The 20,179-nt window shown below is 39.9% G+C and carries 19 protein-coding genes and 1 pseudogene; 11 read left to right on the top strand and 9 right to left on the bottom strand.

All coding sequences use genetic code 11. The annotated features are described in order from the left end of the window. Nucleotides 1-93: 93 nt before the first annotated feature. The 4 genes from AC1PJ9_RS06305 to rsfS all read left to right on the top strand — a co-directional run bounded on the left by AC1PJ9_RS06305 (nucleotide 94) and on the right by rsfS (nucleotide 3,054). On the top strand, nucleotides 94-882 hold the full coding sequence (locus AC1PJ9_RS06305; protein ID WP_004698630.1) for a crotonase/enoyl-CoA hydratase family protein: 789 nt from the start codon (nucleotides 94-96) through the stop codon (nucleotides 880-882). 11 nt (nucleotides 883-893) lie between these two features. Then, nucleotides 894-1,760, top strand: coding sequence for an NAD(P)-dependent oxidoreductase (locus AC1PJ9_RS06310; protein ID WP_311087098.1), 867 nt, complete (start codon nucleotides 894-896; stop codon nucleotides 1,758-1,760). A gap of 16 nt (nucleotides 1,761-1,776) precedes the next feature. Continuing rightward, nucleotides 1,777-2,571 carry a hydroxypyruvate isomerase family protein gene (locus tag AC1PJ9_RS06315; protein ID WP_019458119.1) on the top strand — a complete coding sequence of 265 codons (795 nt, stop codon included), beginning with the start codon at nucleotides 1,777-1,779 and terminating at the stop codon, nucleotides 2,569-2,571. Nucleotides 2,572-2,652: 81 nt separating this feature from the next. After that, a complete protein-coding gene (gene rsfS, locus AC1PJ9_RS06320; protein ID WP_019458118.1) occupies nucleotides 2,653-3,054 on the top strand; it encodes a ribosome silencing factor in 402 nt (133 codons plus the stop codon). Between the two features lie 48 nt (nucleotides 3,055-3,102). Here the strand turns inward: rsfS and AC1PJ9_RS06325 are convergent, their stop codons facing one another. Next, entirely contained in the window at nucleotides 3,103-4,371 is a 1,269-nt protein-coding gene (locus AC1PJ9_RS06325) for a hypothetical protein (protein ID WP_311087099.1), read from the bottom strand. A gap of 240 nt (nucleotides 4,372-4,611) precedes the next feature. On the opposite strand from AC1PJ9_RS06325, the gene AC1PJ9_RS06330 reads away from it, so the two are divergent. Further along, complete coding sequence (locus AC1PJ9_RS06330) at nucleotides 4,612-5,433, top strand: SDR family NAD(P)-dependent oxidoreductase (protein ID WP_311087100.1); 822 nt, start codon at nucleotides 4,612-4,614, stop codon at nucleotides 5,431-5,433. A 50-nt stretch (nucleotides 5,434-5,483) separates the two neighbouring features. On the opposite strand, the gene AC1PJ9_RS06335 is transcribed toward AC1PJ9_RS06330, so the two are convergent. The 3 genes from AC1PJ9_RS06335 to AC1PJ9_RS06345 are packed head-to-tail and all read right to left on the bottom strand — an operon-like array spanning nucleotide 5,484 to nucleotide 8,404. Continuing rightward, nucleotides 5,484-6,938 carry an NAD(P)(+) transhydrogenase (Re/Si-specific) subunit beta gene (locus AC1PJ9_RS06335; protein WP_039254926.1) on the bottom strand — a complete coding sequence of 485 codons (1,455 nt, stop codon included), beginning with the start codon at nucleotides 6,936-6,938 and terminating at the stop codon, nucleotides 5,484-5,486. A gap of 12 nt (nucleotides 6,939-6,950) precedes the next feature. Beyond that, the gene (locus AC1PJ9_RS06340) at nucleotides 6,951-7,265 is read right to left on the bottom strand and encodes a proton-translocating transhydrogenase family protein (protein WP_000230434.1); all 315 of its coding nucleotides are present in this window, start codon (nucleotides 7,263-7,265) and stop codon (nucleotides 6,951-6,953) included. Between the two features lie 11 nt (nucleotides 7,266-7,276). Continuing rightward, nucleotides 7,277-8,404: a Re/Si-specific NAD(P)(+) transhydrogenase subunit alpha gene (locus AC1PJ9_RS06345; protein ID WP_004698636.1), complete on the bottom strand. Its 1,128-nt coding sequence runs from the start codon at nucleotides 8,402-8,404 to the stop codon at nucleotides 7,277-7,279. 238 nt (nucleotides 8,405-8,642) lie between these two features. Here AC1PJ9_RS06345 and AC1PJ9_RS06350 point away from each other — a divergent pair, with 238 nt between their 5' ends. The 5 genes and pseudogenes from AC1PJ9_RS06350 (at nucleotide 8,643) to AC1PJ9_RS06370 (ending at nucleotide 13,248) form a co-directional block, all read left to right on the top strand. Continuing rightward, a complete protein-coding gene (locus tag AC1PJ9_RS06350; RefSeq protein WP_039254922.1) occupies nucleotides 8,643-9,569 on the top strand; it encodes a DMT family transporter in 927 nt (308 codons plus the stop codon). Nucleotides 9,570-9,637: 68 nt separating this feature from the next. After that, the gene (locus tag AC1PJ9_RS06355) at nucleotides 9,638-10,045 is read left to right on the top strand and encodes a RidA family protein (RefSeq protein ID WP_107973555.1); all 408 of its coding nucleotides are present in this window, start codon (nucleotides 9,638-9,640) and stop codon (nucleotides 10,043-10,045) included. 18 nt (nucleotides 10,046-10,063) lie between these two features. Then, a pseudogene (locus AC1PJ9_RS06360) lies at nucleotides 10,064-11,255 on the top strand (MFS transporter). Between the two features lie 142 nt (nucleotides 11,256-11,397). Then, the gene (gene dusA / locus AC1PJ9_RS06365; protein WP_311087101.1) at nucleotides 11,398-12,402 is read left to right on the top strand and encodes a tRNA dihydrouridine(20/20a) synthase DusA; all 1,005 of its coding nucleotides are present in this window, start codon (nucleotides 11,398-11,400) and stop codon (nucleotides 12,400-12,402) included. Between the two features lie 336 nt (nucleotides 12,403-12,738). Continuing rightward, nucleotides 12,739-13,248 (top strand): hypothetical protein, encoded by a 510-nt coding sequence (locus AC1PJ9_RS06370; protein ID WP_002050979.1) that lies wholly within the window; start codon nucleotides 12,739-12,741, stop codon nucleotides 13,246-13,248. 11 nt (nucleotides 13,249-13,259) lie between these two features. Here the strand turns inward: AC1PJ9_RS06370 and AC1PJ9_RS06375 are convergent, their stop codons facing one another. Further along, nucleotides 13,260-14,153 (bottom strand): LysR family transcriptional regulator, encoded by an 894-nt coding sequence (locus AC1PJ9_RS06375; RefSeq protein ID WP_311087102.1) that lies wholly within the window; start codon nucleotides 14,151-14,153, stop codon nucleotides 13,260-13,262. Nucleotides 14,154-14,255: 102 nt separating this feature from the next. Between AC1PJ9_RS06375 and AC1PJ9_RS06380 the strand changes: the two genes are divergently transcribed. Then, the gene (locus AC1PJ9_RS06380; RefSeq protein ID WP_009503237.1) at nucleotides 14,256-14,378 is read left to right on the top strand and encodes a hypothetical protein; all 123 of its coding nucleotides are present in this window, start codon (nucleotides 14,256-14,258) and stop codon (nucleotides 14,376-14,378) included. A 63-nt stretch (nucleotides 14,379-14,441) separates the two neighbouring features. On the opposite strand, the gene AC1PJ9_RS06385 is transcribed toward AC1PJ9_RS06380, so the two are convergent. From AC1PJ9_RS06385 to AC1PJ9_RS06400, 4 genes are all read right to left on the bottom strand, one after another. Next, nucleotides 14,442-15,203 (bottom strand): tRNA threonylcarbamoyladenosine dehydratase, encoded by a 762-nt coding sequence (locus tag AC1PJ9_RS06385; RefSeq protein WP_311087103.1) that lies wholly within the window; start codon nucleotides 15,201-15,203, stop codon nucleotides 14,442-14,444. Between the two features lie 334 nt (nucleotides 15,204-15,537). Then, nucleotides 15,538-18,294 carry an aconitate hydratase AcnA gene (gene acnA, locus AC1PJ9_RS06390; protein WP_311087104.1) on the bottom strand — a complete coding sequence of 919 codons (2,757 nt, stop codon included), beginning with the start codon at nucleotides 18,292-18,294 and terminating at the stop codon, nucleotides 15,538-15,540. Nucleotides 18,295-18,418: 124 nt separating this feature from the next. After that, a complete protein-coding gene (locus AC1PJ9_RS06395; protein WP_311087105.1) occupies nucleotides 18,419-19,231 on the bottom strand; it encodes a TatD family hydrolase in 813 nt (270 codons plus the stop codon). Then, a complete protein-coding gene (locus tag AC1PJ9_RS06400; RefSeq protein WP_311087106.1) occupies nucleotides 19,231-20,172 on the bottom strand; it encodes an RsiV family protein in 942 nt (313 codons plus the stop codon). Before AC1PJ9_RS06400 ends, AC1PJ9_RS06395 begins: the two co-directional genes overlap by 1 nt. Nucleotides 20,173-20,179: the final 7 nt, after the last annotated feature.

Here is a 20,179-nt window from a genome sequence, read left to right on the forward strand (position 1 = left end):
GAACCTGTAAAAAAGGCATGACTGACCTGTCATGTTTCCAATTTACAGCCATGTTATGCTCCGCTTATCGATAAAAAAATAAGCGGGAATTTCATGGCACTTTTACGTATTGAAAAGAATAATGGCATTGCGACAGTTTATCTAAACCGTCCGGATAAACGTAATGCCATGAGTTTCGCTCTCCTCAAAGAACTTGTTTCAACGGCTAAAGCCATACAAAAAGACCGAGAGATCCGCTGTGTAATTTTGACTGGCGAAGCACAAGTATTTAGTGCCGGAATTGATTTATCTGACCTCAATAATCCTAAAAATTCTGCATTTGCGATTTGGGAGCTTGTAAAACCAGGACAAAGCCTTTTCCAAAAAGCATTTTTGATTTGGCAAAACTTACCTGTACCTGTGATTGCAGCGATTGAAGGGTACTGCTTTGGCGCGGGAATGCAACTTGCGTTGGCTGCCGATATCCGTATTGCGCATCCAGAAACCAAAATGTCGATTATGGAAAGCCGCTGGGGATTAGTACCCGACATGGGGCTTACCCGCTCACTCAAAGGTTTGATTGGTGTAGACCTTGCAAAAGAACTGACCTTAACTGCGCGTGTGTTTGACGGAAATTATGCAAAAGATATTGGCCTTGTAACGCACTTAAACGAAAATCCATTACAAAAAGCGAATGCAATTGCCTCAGAAATGCTGCAACGCTCACCAGATGCATTGACTGCTGCAAAACGTGTATTAGATGCAATGGAACATCAACCAGAAAAATCATTGCGCCTAGAAAAAATCTGGCAACTTAAACTATTACTTGGTAAAAATAGCAAACTCGCTCGTAAAAAAGATAAACATCCGGAAGTTAAATTTTTACCACGCCAATATAGATAAGAGCTTTGAAGATGAATTTTGATCGCAATACACCGATTGCCTTTTTAGGCATAGGGCTTATGGGAAGCCGTATGGCTAGCCGTCTTATTCAAGCAGGTTTTCAAGTTGCTGTCTGGAACAGAACAGCATCTGCTTGTGAAGAACTTATCGATATCGGCGCACACGCTCTCGATCTTTCAAACATCGGACAATACCCTGTAGTTTTAACTTGCTTAGCTGACGATAAAGCTGTGCAAGCTGTATTTGAACAAATTCAACATCACTTAAAAGCTGGTCAAATTATTGTGGACTTCTCAAGTCTGTCTGTTGGTGTAACAAAAGCACTCGCTCAAGCTACTGCTTCACAACACGTGACATGGATTGACTCTCCTGTTTCGGGCGGTACAGCTGGTGCTGAACAAGGCACACTTGTCATTTTTGCAGGTGGAGATGCCCAAACTATTGAAGCTTTAAGCCCTGTTTATAATGTACTTTCCCAACGTGTAACACGAATGGGTGATACTGGTACTGGCCAAGCCACTAAAATTTGCAATCAGCTCATTGTGGCAGCGAATAGCGCTCTTATCGCGGAAGCTGTAGCACTAGCAGACCGCGCAGGTGTAGACACGACATTACTCGCCCCCGCTCTAGCTGGTGGATTTGCCGACTCAAAACCTTTTCAAATACTTGCGCCACGTATGGCAACACATACATTCGAGCCTATTCAGTGGAAAGTTCAAACATTATCTAAAGATCTTAACAACGCGGTAACATTAGCTAAGAATGTTAATTTAGACATCCCTGTTGCACAAAAAGCTCTATTACAGCTACAAACTCACCAAAAAAATGGCTTTGCCGAGAAAGATTTAGCTACTATGATTCAAGTAGTAGAGCAATAATAAACGGAGTTTGTATATGGGTCGTCTTGCCGTTAACTTATCCATGATTTTTACCGAAGTTTCTTTAATTGAACGCTTTGCATTAGCCCATGCAGAGGGCTTTGAACATGTAGAAATCCAATTCCCATATGAACTTACCATTTCCGATATTCAAGACCAACTTGAACGCTATAACCTCAGTTTATGCTTAATTAATGTTCCTGCTGGCGACCTTATGCAAGGTGGAAATGGTTTGGCTGGTGTACCAGGTCAAGAAAAAGCATTTCGTGAAGCATTAGAATTAGCTATTCGTTATGCCACCGCTTTAAAAGTACCACGTGTCAATATTTTGGCAGGTAAGCAACCTCAAGATTCAGATTTACTTCCTTGCCTTAAAACTCTTGCAAGCAACTTAAAGCTGGCCTGTGACTTACTCACAGAACACGATATTGAACCTGTATTTGAGATGATTAATGGCACAGATATGCCACGTTTTTTAGTACAGAACATTGCTCAAGCTCAAGAAATGCTAGAAGCAGTCAATCACCCTGCTTTAAAAATGCAATATGACTGTTACCACATGGCGATGATGGGTGAAGATGTACTTGAAGGGTTACAAGAAAATATTCACCAAATTGGTCACATTCAGTTCGCAGATTGTCCAGGACGCCATGAACCCGATACAGCCCAGATTCCTTACGAACAAATATTTTCTTGGATCAAACAAAGTGCTTATATGGGCTACATTGCGGCAGAATACAAACCTAAAAACGGGTCAAATCAGTCATTTACATGGAAAAACAAATATTTTTCCGATGATGTAAATATATAAACTGTTACTAGTTTCGTTTGAAATTCTGAGTGAAAACCACTATATTAGATAATGAGTAATTGTCAGGAAAATATACCCTATATGAATTTAGAACCATCGCCCAGCGTGTCTAATTCTCACGATTTCGCAATGAACACCTCAAATAAAGACGTACAAGCTTGTCTCAAAGTCGTCCATGACGCTTTAGTTGATGTAAAAGCAAAAGATATTCTACAGTTAGATGTTAGCACTATTAGCAACGTTGCTGATGCTATTGTTATTGCGAGTGGTACTTCTACTCGTCACGTCAAAGCACTTGCTGATAATGTTGCAGAAGAAGCTCGAAAAGCTGGTTTCCGCCCGATTGGCGTTGAAGGCGAACGAGATGCCGAATGGATCTTAATTGATCTTGGCTTTGTTGTAGTACACGTGATGCTACCGACAGCCCGCAAATTCTATGATTTAGAAAGCTTATGGCGTACTGCCCCAGAGTCAGTCGCATAAAATTTTTGCTTTTAAAAAAAGCGGCTCTTTTGAGCCGCTTTTTTAATATCATTTGGTTATTAGTTTTTTTAAATTTTCATATTCTTGTGGGTATATTTCTATGAGATTTAAAATATTCCCCATATTTTGAAACAAGATCCAATATATTTCCTTGTCCTCTTTTTTCCATAAAGGGCCATAGTATTGGTATTTAGCCAAATTCAGTACCATTTTAATAGAATCCCTCAACACATCCTTTTCATCATCTGTTTGACAATATTTCTCGATATGAATCAACCACTCCACTTTACCCCAAAAAGATAAGTTCTCAGAAAATTCTAATCTTTGTACAAAGCTAATTGGTGTTGTAGTTAGTAAATAAAGTTCGTCCACCTCTTTAAGCTCAGTACTCAACTTAGTAATTTTCTGAAGCAAATAAAATGGAAGCTTTAATTTTTTACGATAGAACAAATTAATTACTTCGCCCAATGAAATATACTTCATTTTAAGCGCTCTATATAAAATCATAAATAAAATAGACTTATCATTTAACTTATCTATATATAAATAAAAATCCTGTTTATTCCATTCTAAAATTATCATTTGTAATAAGCATTTTTTTACACTTGTATTCTCAAGCTGATTATTTTGAAATTGCATAAAATAGTTATTAAAATCAAAATTACGATTTTTCAATACAAAGATAGCAAAATCCACAATAGATAAGTACTTACTATTTAAAGCAAACAGCAAAATTTCATTATCTAATGCATCTAATTCCAACAAACGATTCAAAAGAACTTTTTTTACATCTACATATTTTGATTGTCGAAATTCCGAATTTAAAAAGTCTAGATTCTGCTTTACAGCAAAGTTAATCCAATAGCGCCTAATCCACTGATCATTTGCATTTTTAGCAATCTCAAGCAACTCTGATTCAATAATTAATTGGTTAGATTGGATATAATTAAATAAAGCTCTACTCAATTTCCCTTGTCTAGACAATAAAACTAATTTTACTTTATCTAAATTTTGATGGATTTTATCCATCAATATATCTTCAATCTCTCCTACAATTCGGATTCTCCCCTTAATTGCTTCAATGTCTAAAAAATAAGTGATACATAAATCCGCACAATCTGACCGTTCTGCCCACTCTAATAAATGACGAGCTGCGAGATGCCTATTAACTTGCACATAATCACTTAATTTACGTAGCAAATGTGGAAATAAAGATGGCTCGAAACATGCTGATAATTGTCGGAGTGCAGCTTCGCGCTGGTAACCATCCCAAAGATAAAGTTGATTAATTTTTACCCTAATCTCATCTATGTTCATTTTATTTGATTTATAAATTTTAAAGATCAATATATTAAACTTAATTCAATAAAATTAAAAAGTTAGATTTTAATATTTCCAGAAAATTATAGAATAATAGAGTTATCATTTTCTTATAAGCCTACCTTACGAGCTAGTCATCAGCCATTTTTAAATTTGACATGACAAATTGTCAAAATTACAGCACTATAACCATTCTTAAAGTCTCATCAATAAATAGCATAACTGGAGCACTAAAAAGTGAAGATACTCATTACAGGCGCCAACACAGGAATTGGCTTTGCCACAGCAGAACAACTTGTAAAACAAGGGCAACATGTCATTTTAGCGTGTCGAAATCCTCAAAAAGCTCAAGAAGCACAAAACAAACTACGCTCACTTGACCAAGGGCAAGTCGATATCGTTTCTCTTGACCTAAACAGTCTTGAGTTAACTAAAAAAGCTGCAGATGAAATTGCAGATAAATATGGCAATCTTGATGTACTTATTAATAATGCTGGGTTATTTGCAAGAACAAAACAGCTCACAGCAGATGGTTTTGAGCAACAATTTGGCGTTAATTATTTAGGCCATTTCTTACTTACTCAAAAGTTACTCCCAGTTTTACAACAATCTCCTCAAGCACGCATTGTTCATCTTGCATCTATTGCTCATTGGGTTGGTTCAATTAAACCTAATAAATTTCGTGCAGAAGGTTTTTACAATCCCCTGTTCTATTATGGACAATCTAAGCTCGCAAACTTACTCTTGAGCAATGCACTAGCTGAACAATTTGCTGGTAGTACAATTACAAATAATGCATTACACCCCGGCGGTGTTGCTTCTGATATTTATCGTGATTTACCAAAACCAGTTTATGCAGCCATGAAAATAGGCTTAGTGCCAACATCAGTTCCTGCAAAACTTATTACGGAAATGGCAATTGGAGACTCATGGCAAAGCCGCAATGGCGAATATGTCAGTGCGCATATGCCTGACTGGAAATCGTCACATGCCAAAAACCAGCAACTGGCACGTGACCTCTACCAACAATCAATGGACTTAGTAGAAAAGTTTCTTTAAATCCCAAAAATAAAAAACCACCCGAAGGTGGTTTTTTATTTCAAAGTAACTTAGTGACCTGTACCATTAATTGATTTAGTCATATCTTCAACAACTTTCTTAGCATCACCAAAGATCATCATTGTTTTTTCGTTATAGAACAAATCGTTGTCTAGACCAGCATAACCTGTTGCCATAGAACGCTTAATCACCATGATTGTACGTGCTTTATGCGCTTCAAGAATCGGCATACCATAAATCGGCGAGCTTGGATCATCTTTCGCAGCAGGGTTTACAACGTCGTTTGCACCAATTACAAGCACTACGTCTGTTGCAGGGAAATCCGAGTTAATCTCATCCATTTCCAAGATGTCTTCATATGCTACGTCTGCCTCAGCAAGCAATACGTTCATATGACCAGGCATACGACCTGCAACCGGGTGAATTGCGAAACGAACACGAACACCTTGCTCTTTCAGAATTTCACACAACTCTTTCACAGCATTTTGTGCACGGCCTTGCGCCATACCATAACCCGGTACAATTACAACGCTGTCTGCATTTGACATCAAGAAGCCAGCATCATCAGCAGAACCCGAACGGTAGTTACGCTGAACTTGCTCACCTTTAGCAGCTGTAGAAACTGCCGCACCACCCATTGCACCACCAAACAATACATTGATGATTGAACGGTTCATTGCTTTACACATGATGTACGACAGAATCGCACCAGATGAACCTACGAGAGAACCCGCAACGATCAACATGTTGTTTTCAAGGGTAAAACCAATACCTGCTGCTGCCCAACCAGAGAACGAGTTAAGAAGCGACACCACCACAGGCATGTCACCACCACCTACCGGTGCAATCCATACCCAGCCAAATGCAAGTGCAAGTGCTGTCATTGCCCAGAAAGCAGTCATGTTGCCAGTTGTGAAGAAGTAGAAACCACAAGCCAACATCGCAACAAAGATAAGTGCTTGAACAGGTTTAACCCATGCACCAGAAATTGTTTTAGCCCATTTTTTCGCAGCCAATTTACCATATGCGAATACAGATGCAGTAAAGGTAATCGCACCAACGAAACACCCCACAAACAATTCAAATAGATGAACCTTGCTCATGTGTGCATGTTGTACGCCAGCTGCAGTCAAAGCCGCCTCATTTTGAGCAAACAGTGCAGTTAATTGGTTGTTATGTAAAATTGCAGCTATTGCAATAAGGACAGCAGCCAAACCAACCAAAGAGTGCATAAGCGCAACAGTTTCAGGCATTTGTGTCATTGGCACTGTACGTGCACGTGCAATACCCACGATTGCGCCTAACACCATTGCCCCAACGATCATCCAGATGACTGGGTTGTTGGCAACAAAGAAGGTCGTTATAACAGCAATCGCCATTGCGATCATACCGTAACGGTTACCTTGAATTGCTGTTTTAGGGCCAGACAAGCCACGAAGCGTCAAGATAAAGAGTATTGCGCCTACAAGGTACAACCAGTTTGCATTTGCTTGAATAAATTCCATGTCAAAGCCCTCTTATTTCTTTTGCTTAGGCTTGAACATTTCCAGCATGCGCGCAGTTACTGCGAAGCCACCGAAAATATTAATGCTTGCTAAAAATACTGCAATTGCACCGAGTACACTCACCACATTCACACTTTGAAATGCAACATTCGCATCTACACCTAAAACAGGTAGACCTACAGTTTGCAACATCGCACCAACAACAATAATTGATGACAATGCATTAGTTACTGCCATAAGTGGCGTATGCAAAGCTGGTGTAACACCCCAAACAACGTAATAACCTACGAAGATGGCAAGGACGAAAATTGTAATAGTTTCAACCATGAGAAATCTCCTTAACCACGCTTAAGCAGCACTTGACCGCCATGAGTGACCAATAGGGCTTTTTGGATTTCGTCTTCTTGATTAATCGCAAAGTTTTTCTCTTTGTCGAATAAAGTTTCTACGAAATTAAAAACGTTACGTGCATATAAAGCAGAAGCTTCTGTTGCTACAGTTGCTGGAATATTTGGAACACCCAAAATTTTCACGCCATTTTCTGTAAAAACAGTCTCGCCAACTTTAGAACCTTCAACATTACCGCCAGTTTCAACTGCCATATCTAAAATGACAGAACCTGGTTTCATCTTGGCAACAGTTTCAGCTTTGATCAGACGCGGCGCATCACGACCTGGCAACAATGCGGTTGTAATCACGATATCGGCATTAGAAACAGCTTTATCTACAATCGCAGCTTGGTCTTTAATGTATTGCTCACCCGGCATCCAGCCATAACCATTTTTTGCTGCATCTGCCGCACGTTGTTGCTCTTCTTCAGACATTGGTACGTCTAGCCATTTACCGCCTAAAGACTCAACTTGATCTTTGGCTGTAGGACGTAAGTCTGTTGCTTCAACAACTGCACCCAAACGTTTTGCAGTAGCAATCGCCTGAAGGCCTGCAACCCCAACTCCCATAATCACAACACGTGCAGGTTTCACAGTACCAGCAGCAGTCATAAGCATTGGGAACATGCGTTGATATTCGGCAGCAGCAAGCAAAACTGATTTATAACCAGCTAAGTTTGCCTGAGAAGACAACACATCCATGTTTTGTGCACGAGAAAGCGTACGAGGAAGCAATTCCAGAGCAAAAGCAGATACTTGCTGATTGGCAAATTGATCTAGCTCGGTATTACGATAAGGATCAAACATTGCTACAACAGCTGTATTTGCTGCAAGTTTTTGAATTTCCCCGCCTTGTGGCGCACGAACTTTCAAAATAATTTGACTACCCGTATAGGCATCATCCGTAATGGTTGCACCGACCTGTTCATAAGCACTGTCAATATACGCAGCCTTTACACCAGCACCACGTTCAATCACAACGCTATGACCAGCGCTAATCAACTTCTTTACTGTCTCTGGCGTAGCAGCTACACGATTTTCACCGACGACAGTTTCGGTTGGGATTCCGATCTGCATGAGCGTTCCTCAAGCTAATTTCTCATTGTCAAAAACATTGCAAACTGCAATGTTTCCCCCATGTGTATTCTTTGTACAGAATTTGGATTCTAATTGAACTTTTTGAAAATACCACCCACTATTTATTTAATAAATACCCATATTTTGAACTGATGATTCACGATATTTGACTTAGAGTGTAATATAGGAAGATTTTTCTTTTTTTGCAGACAATAGTCTCTCTTATACAGTCCTGTATATGAAAATTTCTTTATCTTCGTTTCAAATTGGGTCTTTTTTTGCGCTTTGTTCTGCTTTTCTATTCAGCACAAAAGCAATCTTTATTAAACAGACTTATGCCCTTTCTCCATTAGTAGACGGTACAGTCCTGATGGCTTTACGCATGTTAAGCGCTTTACCGTTCTTTCTACTCATTTGCTGGTTCAATAGGCATCATAATCAGGGCATAAAAAAGAAGGATTGGCTAATTTTAATTTTTGCTGGTCTATTAGGCTACTACTTCGCTAGTTGGCTCGATTTCATGGGTCTCATGTTTATTAGCGCCTCTTTAGAGCGGATTATCTTATTTTTATATCCAACACTTACCGTGATCGCATCAAGCCTGCTCTATAAACAAAAATTAGATGTAAAAAGTTTATTCGCCATTTTTCTTAGTTATGGTGGAACCGTATTGGTGATGCTTCAAGAGCATAACAATGCACCAATTCAGGGCAACTTTTGGTTAGGAACAAGTTTTGTATTTGCAAGTGCTGTAGCCTTTGCTGGTTATTTACTGCTAACTCCACCATTAATTAAAAAATTTGGTTCTTGGAATTTCACAGGCTTAGCGCTCACTATCGCCTGTATTGGTGCATTAACGCATTACGCTTTGAGTACGACTCACCCTATTCAGCTTATATTACAACTTCCCTCAAGCGTCATTTGGTATGGGGTCGGCTTAGGCTTTTTAGTCACCGTGTTACCCACCGTTATGCTCATACAAAGCATTGAACGTCTGGGCGCATCACAATCTGCAATGATTGCTTCAATAGGACCAGTTTTAACAATTTTACTTGCCGTTCTTTTCTTAAATGAACATCTTAATATGTGGCAATGGGTCGGCTGCCTACTCAATATTGTAGGTGTCATGATGATTACGCTTAGAAAGAAAAGACTAAAACACTAAATCTGCTTGACCTCAACTTAAGTTGAGGTTGGATACTCATCTAAATTTTACTGAACGGTTGAGTTCCAATGAATAAAGAAACTTTTAAAATCATAAATCCCTCTACTTTATATAATCCAACACCAAATGCTTACAGTCATGTTGCCGTAGTCCAAAATTTTAACAACATTATTCATGTTGCGGGTCAAGGCGGTGAAGATTCTAAAGGTGAGCTCAGCTCAAATTTTCAAGAACAAGCCACTCAAGTTTTTAATAACATTCAACATGCTTTAACTGCGGCAGATGCAAAAATTTCTGATATTGCGGTTTTAAGAGTTTTAATTGTTGACCACTCGGATGAAAAACACCAAATTTTAATTAAAATCATGCAAAATCTATGGAAAAATCATCCTTTTCCAGCCTGCACGCTCATTCCTGTGCCACGCCTTGCATTAGAACGCATGCTTATTGAAGTTGAAGCAACGGCATATACTTAATAAAACTGAGAGAACATCATGTCTACCCCTGAAGATATCAGTCAAAATAAACCTTTGCTTTGGTTGATGGCAGCAGCATGTGGCTTATGTGCAGGTGTGAATTATTACTGTCAGCCACTAATTCACTCTATTCAGCAAGAGTTTGCAGTTACTCAAGCGCAAGCCGCTTTAACAGTAACATTTGCTCAAGTGTCTTATGCCCTCGGTTTGCTCTTTATTGTTCCGATGGGTGACATCGTCAATAAAGCTAAGGCTATTCCATTTTTAATGGTGCTTTGCGCAGTTGGCTTATTTACTTCTGCGTTTGCTGTTAACTTACCTATGCTCTGGATCGGTACAATTTTGGCAGGCTTGTTTTCTGTTGCTGCCCAAGTTCTTATCCCACTTGCAACCATGACGGTCAAGCCTGAAAAAACGGGTGAGATTATTGGCTTTTTAATGAGCGGGTTATTGGTCGGGATTTTACTCTCGACCAGTCTGGCTGGTTTATTTTCCAATCTTTTCCATTGGAAGGTCGTTTATGTAGTAAGCGGTATATTAATGCTTTTATTGGCATTTACTTTAAAAAGTCGCCTGCCTTATGTATTGCGTATGAAAATGAACTATGGACAAATCTTTGTTTCAATGGCTCAGCTTTTAAAGCAAGAGAAGCGACTATTATTAAGAGCGCTTACGGGTGCTTTTGCCTTTGCAGCAGTCAGCACTTTGTATTCCACCATTGCACTACTTCTTACCTCAGCACATCATTTACCCGATCTATTTATCGGGCTAGTCCCTCTAGTCGGTATCTTTGGTGCACTCTCCACTCGCTATATTGGTAAATACGCCGACCAAGGCTACACAAAATTACTTACTTGGATGGGCTGTGGACTATTCTTAGTCAGTTGGGTTTGTTTCTACTTTGGACAAACTCTACTTTCTACTTATGTTATTGGTTTTGCATTAATTCAATTAGCACTCGCGCTCGTTCACACCAGTAACCAAAGTATTATTTTCCGTCTACGTCCAGATGCCAAGTCCCGCATTAATGCCATTTATATGACCACTTACTTTATTGGTGGTGCAGCTGGTTCAGCATTAGGAATTTTTGCTTGGAATCATGGTGGGTGGAGCATGACATGCCTTGCTGGTGTGGGACTCGTTGTGTTTTGTATTTTGTTTAGCGTGATTGATGCTTTACTTACAAAAAAAGCAGCTGGCTCACTCATAAGGTAATTTGTTAAAAATCATCTTTCTACATTCACCACAAGGGCGGTTATAAATTACGCGATTAAATGTCTCTGTCGATTCAGAGCTAAACCCCGTATAATGCTGCCCTTTCTTTAATTTAGCGACTTTTGGGTCTATTGGTTATGCAATCACTTCAATCGTTACAACCTCGTATTTCTGTCGCACCTATGATGGACTGGACTACAAAGGACTACCGATTCTTTGCACGGTTGTTTAACCCAAACGTTGTGCTTTATACAGAAATGGTGACTACGGGCGCGATTCTATTTGGCGATGCAAAACGCCATTTAGACTACAATGCTCAAGAACATCCGATCGTATTACAACTCGGTGGTTCAAACCCACAAGAGCTTGCTACTTGCACAAAAATGGCTGAAGACTGGGGTTACGATGAAGTTAACCTTAATGTAGGCTGTCCAAGTGACCGTGTACAGAATAATAAAATCGGTGCATGTTTAATGGCAGAACCAGACTTGGTCGCTGAATGTATTTATAGCATGCAAAAAGCGGTGAATATTCCGGTAACGGTAAAGCACCGTATCGGTATTGATGACATGCAGTCTTACGAAGAAATGCTGCACTTTGTAGACACCGTTGCGGCAACAGGTTGTACTCATTTTGTTGTGCATGCTCGTATTGCGATATTGAAAGGTTTGTCTCCGAAAGAAAACCGTGAAGTACCACCACTACGTTATGAAGATGTTTACCGTTTAAAGCAAGAACGCCCACACCTGACCATTGAAATTAATGGTGGAATTAAAACTTTTGCCGAAACTCAAGCTCATTTACAACACGTTGACGGCGTGATGATTGGCCGTGAAGCCTATCACAACCCTTACCTACTTGCTGAGCTTGGCCAACTTTGGAACCTAGAAGCACCAGACCGTTTCGATATTATGGAACAAATGCTGCCTTATATCGAACAACGCATGGCTGAAGGTGCGCCACTCTCTATCATTACCCGTCATATTTTAGGTTTATTCCAAAATTTACCGGGTGCCCGTAAATGGCGTCAGGCATTGAGCGGTGGAAATGCGAAAACTTTAGCTGATGTCGAGAATGCAATTCGAAACATGCAAGCTGCCATTATTCGTACTGAAGAATATGTAAAAGAGCATCAGGTTTAAGCCTGCTTAGCCTTCTTAAATTGTAAGAAAATGTGGCATTTTAAATCAGAGACTTAGATTTTGAGTATATTCGCAAATGTCGGCTCAAAATATTCAAATTTAAGCTCTGATTAATTATTTATAATGAATAATATCAAACAATTAAATTTCACTGCTTTTAGTCGCTATTTCAACTAGGCTATTTTTTCTCAGTCAGAAATAAAAACTGGAAAAAAGATACGTTATTACATAACATAAACAAAACTTTTAAGTTTGGGCAATTAGTATCTCTGAACGCCACAGGTAGGTGGTGATTTTCTAAATACGGATATAGGTAGTACGGGTAGAGATTTCACGATGATTATTTATGACGGACAAGTAGCTGATAACTATATGTATCAGGATTCAAATCAGGCAGCGATTGTTGTATCACACAGCACACCAAGCCTTCCTTATCCCTTCACCATGAAACCCAACAATCACCGCACTGAAAGCAACACCCCTCCAGCCATAGATGTAGAAAAATTCGTAGCCAAATTAGAAAGTGTTACCTCTAGACGCAGTAAAGCCCGCTGTGCTCGTAGCATTCGCCTCGCACTTGAATCTGCTGGTGCTGATGTTGAAAACCATCCTATTGCAGCATCTGATTGGGGCGATACCCTGAAAAAGATTGGCTATAAAGAAATTAACCCAGCTTTTGATGAGCCACAAGAAGGCGATATTTACATCATTCACAGAACCCGCAATCACGTTTATGGACATATTGCTGGTTACACAGGCAGTGAATGGGTATCAGACTTCAAACAAAGCAGTTATGACGTCTACAAAGACGACAACGTCACCTACACTTACTACAGATTAGGTTAATTTACTGCTTTTTAAGATAAAAACATTTGATGAATTTGCTCGGCACAGCATTGAATCATTTCATCATGATCTTTTCTATAGACCAACAAAACTTCTGAAAGTGACAAAAGATCTGCCAAAGGTAAAAGCTTTACCTGATTAGGCAAAATTTGCTGAAACTCTTGCGGAACAATACTGATTCCCAAATTTGCAGCAACCAATTGTAACTGCGAAACCTTCCGCGACTGAATGGGGGCTTTTTGTGGGGTAAATCCTGCTGCTAAACACAGATTTGCGACCAAATAACTTAAACCCCCTCTTTCAGCATGAGGTGTAGATACAAAATACTCATCTTTTAAGTCTTTTAAATAAACCTTTTCCGCTTTAGCAAATTTGGTATGAGTAAGATGCACAGCCACCATTAATGGCTCTTCATATAGCTTAACAACACTCATCTCATCCAGTGTGTGCCGAACGGGTGGCCGAATAAAACCAATATCAATTTCACCATTCATTAAAGCTAAGATCTGTTGTTCTGATGACAAAGTATTCAGCTCAAAACTCAGCTGCTGGGTTAAGCTAACTTCTTTTAATATTTGAACCTTTTTATGGTCCATAACAATGCTGCTTGAATGAGCAATTTTAATCTGACGGTTTTTCCCATCCGACACACTTTTAGACAGGTCAATAATTTCATCTAAGTAAAGCAGATTATCTTTTATTTTCTTATAGAAAACCTCTCCCGCTGCCGTGAGTTTTGCTCTTTTGTCAGTACGGTCAAACAACGGAAAATCAATTTCTTCTTCTAATAGTTTCATTTGTCGACTTAAAGCAGACTGAGCAATAAATAGCTTTTCTGAGGCAGCAGTAAAACCCCCTTCTTCAACAATTTTTATGAAATATTGGAATTGTTTTAATGTGAGCATTATCATCTCAAAATTAGATAATTTGGTCTATTTTCTATATTAGATTAGATGAATAACCTTGACTAGAATTTTATTAAGACCATTCCCTTGATTGAACTCTTCATGAAGTATTTAAAAGGTTTCGCAATATGCACCATCGTTATTCTAATTTTATGGTGCTTTAAATTTTATGATCAGCAGCTCCCCACACAGCCCCAGCAAGACCACATAGAGCTGTATGATTAAATCGTTTCTCTCAAAAATAAAAGGCATGTACTCACATAAGCGCATGCCTTTTCAATATTTAAATTAGGCTTTCTTTAAATCGAGCTTTTTCAAAACTTCAGCCACAGCAATCATAGCAAAGCTTGAAGTCACCACTACCGCTGAACCATAACCACCACAGCGCAAACCAGCTGATGGGCAGACATCTGCACTTGAAAATGGATTATCGGTTGAGTAAATACAGGTAATGCCAAATTTCTCTTTTGGCTTTTTACAGATGCCACGAGCACGAAGCTGACTACGTAGCTTCGCTAACATTGGGTCTTGTTCTGTTTTTGATAAATCAGCCACACGGATTTTAAGTGGATCGAACTTACCACCTGCTCCGCCCGACACAATCAAAGGAATTTTATTAAAACGACAATGGAGCATTAAAGCCAGTTTTGCCTTAACGTCATCAATGCAGTCCAAAACAATATCCGGTACAGGGTTCAAAAGTTCTGCAACATTTTCTGGTGTTAAAAAGTCATCAATAATATTGACTTTAATACGTGGGTTAATTTGGCGACAACGTTCCGCCATAATCTCAACTTTTTCACAGCCCAGAGTTGATGTCATCGCAGGTAGCTGACGGTTCACATTTGATGCTGCAACTACATCCATATCGACTAGTGTGATCTCGCCAATACCTGTACGTGCTAAAGCTTCTACCGCCCAACTGCCGACACCACCAATACCAATCACCATCACATGACTTTTTTCATAGTGCTGGAACGATGAATCACCATAAATTTTGGCTACACCTGCAAAACGGCGGTCATATTCATCTTGTTGGAGATCGGTCATTGCTACTCTTTGAGGGGATATAAAACACGGGGAGTATTTTACTGCTTTTCAGAAGAAAGTGTATTTCAGATCAAAGAAAACTTGAGATAGCGATATTTGAGTTCACGACAAGTCTTATCATTATAAATCAAATTATATTATTTAAGATTTAAGTCATTATTTACTAACGTGACAGGCGGCATGGATGCCGCCCAGTTGGGCTGCGGTATAAGGATATACCGTCAGCCCGACAAAGGATTTTTGTTACTTTTTATCCTTAAAAAGTAAGGATACGCCTATATAGTCAACATTAGCCAAAGCACCCTCATTACAAGGCTATGCAAACTTAGCCAAATTAACCAGCAATCAAATTCCGCAGTACATAATGCAAAATACCACCAGCCTTAAAGTACTCAACCTCATTTAACGTATCAATTCGGCATAACACATTAAAGTGGCTGGCTACCCCATTTGGCCCTTTCACATCAACTTCAAGAATTTCATGAGGCTGAATACCATCCGATAAACCACGAATCGAGATAACCTCATGACCGGTTAAGTTGAGCGACTGCCTAGTTTGTCCATCAACAAACTGGAGTGGCAACACGCCCATACCCACCAAGTTTGAACGGTGAATACGCTCAAAACTTTCAGCAATGACAGCTTTGACACCTAATAAGTTCGTACCTTTGGCAGCCCAGTCACGTGAAGAACCTGTTCCGTATTCTTTACCAGCGATAATAATGAGCGGTGTATGCTCTTGTTGGTAACGCATTGCGGCATCATAAATAGCAAGCTTCTCACCACTTGGCACATGTATGGTATTACCACCTTCTTCGCCGCCGAGCATTTCGTTTTTAATACGAATGTTGGCAAAGGTGCCTCGCATCATCACTTCATGATTACCACGTCGTGAACCATAAGAGTTGAAGTCTTTTGGCTCAACACCTTGCTCTTGTAAATAGCGGCCAGCTGGACTGTCTTTTTTGATATTACCCGCTGGTGAAATATGGTCGGTTGTTACCGAGTCACCAAGCACTGCCAAAATACGCGCCTGTTCAATATTTTTAATTGGTTTTGGTGGCTCACCAATGCCTTCAAAGAACGGCGGATGACGGATATAAGTCGAGTCATCAGCCCATTCGTAAGTTTTACTTTTTGGAATCTGAATCGCTTGCCAGCTTTCATCACCATCAAACACCGCAGCATATTCTTTGTGGAACATATCAGTATTTACTTTTTGCAGCACTTCATCAATTTCTGCCTGACTTGGCCAGATATCTTTTAAGTAAACAGGTTGTCCATCTTTACCTTCCCCGATGGGTTGCGTCGTTAAGTCGGTACGAATATTCCCAACTAAACCGTAAGCAACTACCAAAGGTGGCGAAGCAAGCCAGTTTGTTTTAACTAATGGGTGTACACGCCCTTCAAAGTTACGGTTACCCGAAAGTACTGATGCAACATTCAAATCATGGCATTGAATTGCGTCTTCAACTGGTTCGGGTAGTGGACCTGAGTTACCAATACAGGTTGTACAACCATAACCAACCAAGTTATAGCCCAACTCATCTAAATATGGCGTAAGCCCAGCAGCCAACAAATAGTCCGTCACGACTTTAGAGCCGGGTGCAAGTGAACTTTTTACCCATGGTTTACGCTGCAAGCCTTTTTCAATGGCTTTTTTAGCGAGTAAACCTGCTGCTAACATCACACTTGGATTAGAAGTATTGGTACATGAAGTAATTGCTGAAATGACGACATCGCCATGATTTAAAGGATACTTTTCTCCGTCAATTACACAGGATGGGTTTTCATGCTGAATATTGGATTTGGTCGCTTGTACAGCCGTACCGCCACCACCTTCATTTTCCAAACGCTCTTTAGCTTCTTTTAAAGGCTTTAGATTTAACTCCATTAAGGCATTAAACGTTTTAGGTACTTCTGACAACAGTACACGGTCTTGTGGGCGTTTTGGACCAGCTAGACTTGCCTGAACCGTACTCATATCTAAACTTAACGTATCGGTGAAAACTGGTTCATCACCAGCATTACGCCATAAGCCTTGCGCTTTGCTGTACGCTTCAACCAATTCAATACGATCACTTTGACGACCAGTTAATTTCAAATATCCCAAAGTCACTTCATCGATTGGGAAGAAACCACAAGTCGCACCATATTCAGGTGCCATATTGGCAATAGTTGCGCGGTCAGCAAGTGGTAAGTCGGCTAAACCGTCTCCATAAAATTCTACAAATTTACCCACCACACCTTTTTGGCGAAGCATTTGAGTAATAGTGAGCACTAAGTCGGTCGCTGTAATCCCTTCTTGTAATTTACCTGTGAGTTTAAATCCAATCACCTCAGGAATAAGCATAGAAATAGGTTGGCCGAGCATGGCAGCTTCTGCTTCAATACCACCAACGCCCCACCCCAATACACCTAAACCATTAATCATGGTGGTATGGGAGTCTGTACCGACTAAGGTGTCGGGGAAAGCAAAAGTTTGGCCATTATCTTCACCGAGCCATACTGCTTGAGCCAAATATTCTAAATTGACCTGATGGCAAATACCTGTACCGGGAGGCACAACACTAAAGTTATTAAATGCAGATTGTCCCCAACGCAAAAATTGATATCGCTCACCATTACGTTGCATTTCAATTTGAACGTTTTCTTCAAAAGCCTGATCATCGGCAAAATGGTCAACCATCACAGAGTGGTCAATGATCAAGTCTACAGGCGATAACGGATTAATTTTTTCAGGGTCACCACCCGCTTGTGCCATTGCTGCACGCATGGCAGCCAAGTCAACCACAGCCGGAACACCAGTAAAATCCTGCATTAAAACCCGTGCAGGTCGGTACTGAATTTCTTGATCTGAACTACGGGTTTTTAACCACTCTGCTAAAGCATGAATGTGTTCTGTTTTAACGCTATGCTGATCTTCAAACCGTAATAAGTTTTCCAACAGTACTTTTAATGATTTCGGCAGTTTGGCAATGTCACCTAGCTTTTTCTCGGCTTGGGTTAAGCTAAAAATCTGATAATTGCTGGAACCTACTGTTAGCGTCTGTAGAGCATTAAAACTATTGATATTGCTATACTTAGCCATTGGGTTATCCTCCCATGTCTGGCAATGTTATTTTTCACGTTTTTACATGTTGTTTTCTTACTTTAAGCTTCTTTTTTCATCACTGTGTTTTGTTTTAGTTACTATTTCTAATCTTTGATTTTTATTACGATAATTTCAAAGCAGATAGAGAGTTTTTCCAAAGTTTTTCGGCTAAATCTGACTCTGGCATATTTAAATTTTCGGCCAAACTTTTTAATACAAAAGGTAAGTTTACAGGCGTATTTCTGGTGCGCTGTTCAGTAGAGGTTTGACAGCAAAGCGGTGTCATATCTGGGCAGTCTGTTTCAATCACTAAATGCTCAGCGCCTATCGCCTGCACAACGGTATGAAGCTTTTTCGCATTTGGGTTGGTAATTTGCCCCGTCACACCAATTTTAAAACCGAGTTTAATTAACCCTTTCGCCTCTTCTACCCCACCACTAAAAGCATGAGCAATGCCGCCCAATTTAAACTTATGCACTTTTAACAAAGCAAGCACATCGCCATGCGCTTTACGAATATGAAGTAACACCGGTTTTTGGTATTGGGTTGCTAGTTCTAACTGGTCAGCAAAATATTGTTTTTGCTTGGCATATACATCAGGCTGCTTATGCTCTTTCAGAAAAGTATCTAAGCCAATTTCCCCCACTGCCACGCAGTCTTCTTGCTGTAAAATTTGTTCAAGATGAGAAAGATGCTGTGGCCTGTGTTGCTCAATATAAAACGGATGCAATCCCGGCGCTAAATAAGAAGTGGGTACATTATCCCACTGCTTGAGCTGATGATGGGTGTGGACCAACTCATCAAAACGTGACTGTAAAAAGCCAATTAACACCAAAGCATCTACACCCACTTTTTTAGCCTCGAGTGCTAACTGTTGCCGATCTTCATCAAAATCGGCAACATCAAAATGGGTATGGGTATCAAACAAATGCATTAGCTAGCACTTTTTGCAGCTGGTGTCGAAGCAGGTTTAGCTTTAGGCTGTGGTAAATATTCTTCTTTCAACACATCTTGTAATTGGTCATACGGAATGACTAAACGAGGCAACCCAACAACATAAGGTCCAATTTCATATTCGCCATATTGAAGAATCAAGCCCTGATCACCTAACAAGAAGTTTTCGGTGAGTTTAAATGGCCAAGCTTGCTCATATTCACTCACACTATTAGCAAGTTTTGAGTCAGTCACCCACGCTTTAAACGCCTCATGTGCTAACTTTTCTAAAGCCGCTTTTTTCCCTGGACGCAGCAAGTTTTCAAGTTGAACTTGCTTTTCCTCTTTTAAATCAAAATTGTAGTAGTGCTGTGCAGCCGAACCATGTGCCCCGCCCAAATAGCTACTACTGTTAACCACAACAGTTACGACTTTACCTTGCGACTGTATAATTTTAGGCTTCACTAAAAGATTAATCTGATGATTACTACTTAACTCTTTTAGCTCCTTATCTAAACCAATAAATGAGTTGGCATAGCGCTGAACCTGAGCATCGAAGCTATCTGGTTGATCTGTAGCGGCAACTGCGGAAGCCTCTGTCTTTTTATCCGCTTTTGCTGCTTTTGCATCTGGCTCTGCAATCTCAAGAATCTGGCCGAGTGCTTTTAAAACTTGTTGGTCAATAATCTTATCAATAAATGGATAGTTACTTTGCAAGCGCTCTACAGTAAATTCAGGGCAAGTTTTACCACTACAGTCAGGTAAAACCACCTTACTTTGCACTGTTTCCCCTTTTAAAGTCAGCTCCACAGGCTTTTGCTCAACCACTGCTGGTTTTTGCTGATCTTTCGACTCTTTAGGATCACTTTTAGGCTGACATGCCACTAAAAATAGTGCAGAAGCAAGTAGCGTTAAACGTAGCGAGGCCTTAGAAGTTAACATCATATTT

The sequence above is a fragment of the Acinetobacter sp. 70_2 genome (assembly GCF_056736115.1).

Bases quoted from the DNA above. Each gene is read 5' to 3' on its own strand.
- rsfS (WP_019458118.1), top strand. From the start codon at position 2,653: ATGAATTTAGAACCATCGCCCAGCGTGTCTAATTCTCACGATTTCGCA.
- AC1PJ9_RS06310 (WP_311087098.1), top strand. From the start codon at position 894: ATGAATTTTGATCGCAATACACCGATTGCCTTTTTAGGCATAGGGCTT.
- AC1PJ9_RS06315 (WP_019458119.1), top strand. From the start codon at position 1,777: ATGGGTCGTCTTGCCGTTAACTTATCCATGATTTTTACCGAAGTTTCT.
- AC1PJ9_RS06305 (WP_004698630.1), top strand. From the start codon at position 94: ATGGCACTTTTACGTATTGAAAAGAATAATGGCATTGCGACAGTTTAT.
- AC1PJ9_RS06370 (WP_002050979.1), top strand. From the start codon at position 12,739: ATGATTATTTATGACGGACAAGTAGCTGATAACTATATGTATCAGGAT.
- AC1PJ9_RS06355 (WP_107973555.1), top strand. From the start codon at position 9,638: ATGAATAAAGAAACTTTTAAAATCATAAATCCCTCTACTTTATATAAT.
- AC1PJ9_RS06325 (WP_311087099.1), bottom strand. From the start codon at position 4,371: ATGAACATAGATGAGATTAGGGTAAAAATTAATCAACTTTATCTTTGG.
- AC1PJ9_RS06335 (WP_039254926.1), bottom strand. From the start codon at position 6,938: ATGGAATTTATTCAAGCAAATGCAAACTGGTTGTACCTTGTAGGCGCA.
- AC1PJ9_RS06380 (WP_009503237.1), top strand. From the start codon at position 14,256: ATGAAGTATTTAAAAGGTTTCGCAATATGCACCATCGTTATTCTAATT.
- AC1PJ9_RS06400 (WP_311087106.1), bottom strand. From the start codon at position 20,172: ATGTTAACTTCTAAGGCCTCGCTACGTTTAACGCTACTTGCTTCTGCA.
- AC1PJ9_RS06345 (WP_004698636.1), bottom strand. From the start codon at position 8,404: ATGCAGATCGGAATCCCAACCGAAACTGTCGTCGGTGAAAATCGTGTA.
- dusA (WP_311087101.1), top strand. From the start codon at position 11,398: ATGCAATCACTTCAATCGTTACAACCTCGTATTTCTGTCGCACCTATG.
- acnA (WP_311087104.1), bottom strand. From the start codon at position 18,294: ATGGCTAAGTATAGCAATATCAATAGTTTTAATGCTCTACAGACGCTA.
- AC1PJ9_RS06350 (WP_039254922.1), top strand. From the start codon at position 8,643: ATGAAAATTTCTTTATCTTCGTTTCAAATTGGGTCTTTTTTTGCGCTT.
- AC1PJ9_RS06340 (WP_000230434.1), bottom strand. From the start codon at position 7,265: ATGGTTGAAACTATTACAATTTTCGTCCTTGCCATCTTCGTAGGTTAT.
- AC1PJ9_RS06385 (WP_311087103.1), bottom strand. From the start codon at position 15,203: ATGACCGATCTCCAACAAGATGAATATGACCGCCGTTTTGCAGGTGTA.
- AC1PJ9_RS06375 (WP_311087102.1), bottom strand. From the start codon at position 14,153: ATGCTCACATTAAAACAATTCCAATATTTCATAAAAATTGTTGAAGAA.
- AC1PJ9_RS06395 (WP_311087105.1), bottom strand. From the start codon at position 19,231: ATGCATTTGTTTGATACCCATACCCATTTTGATGTTGCCGATTTTGAT.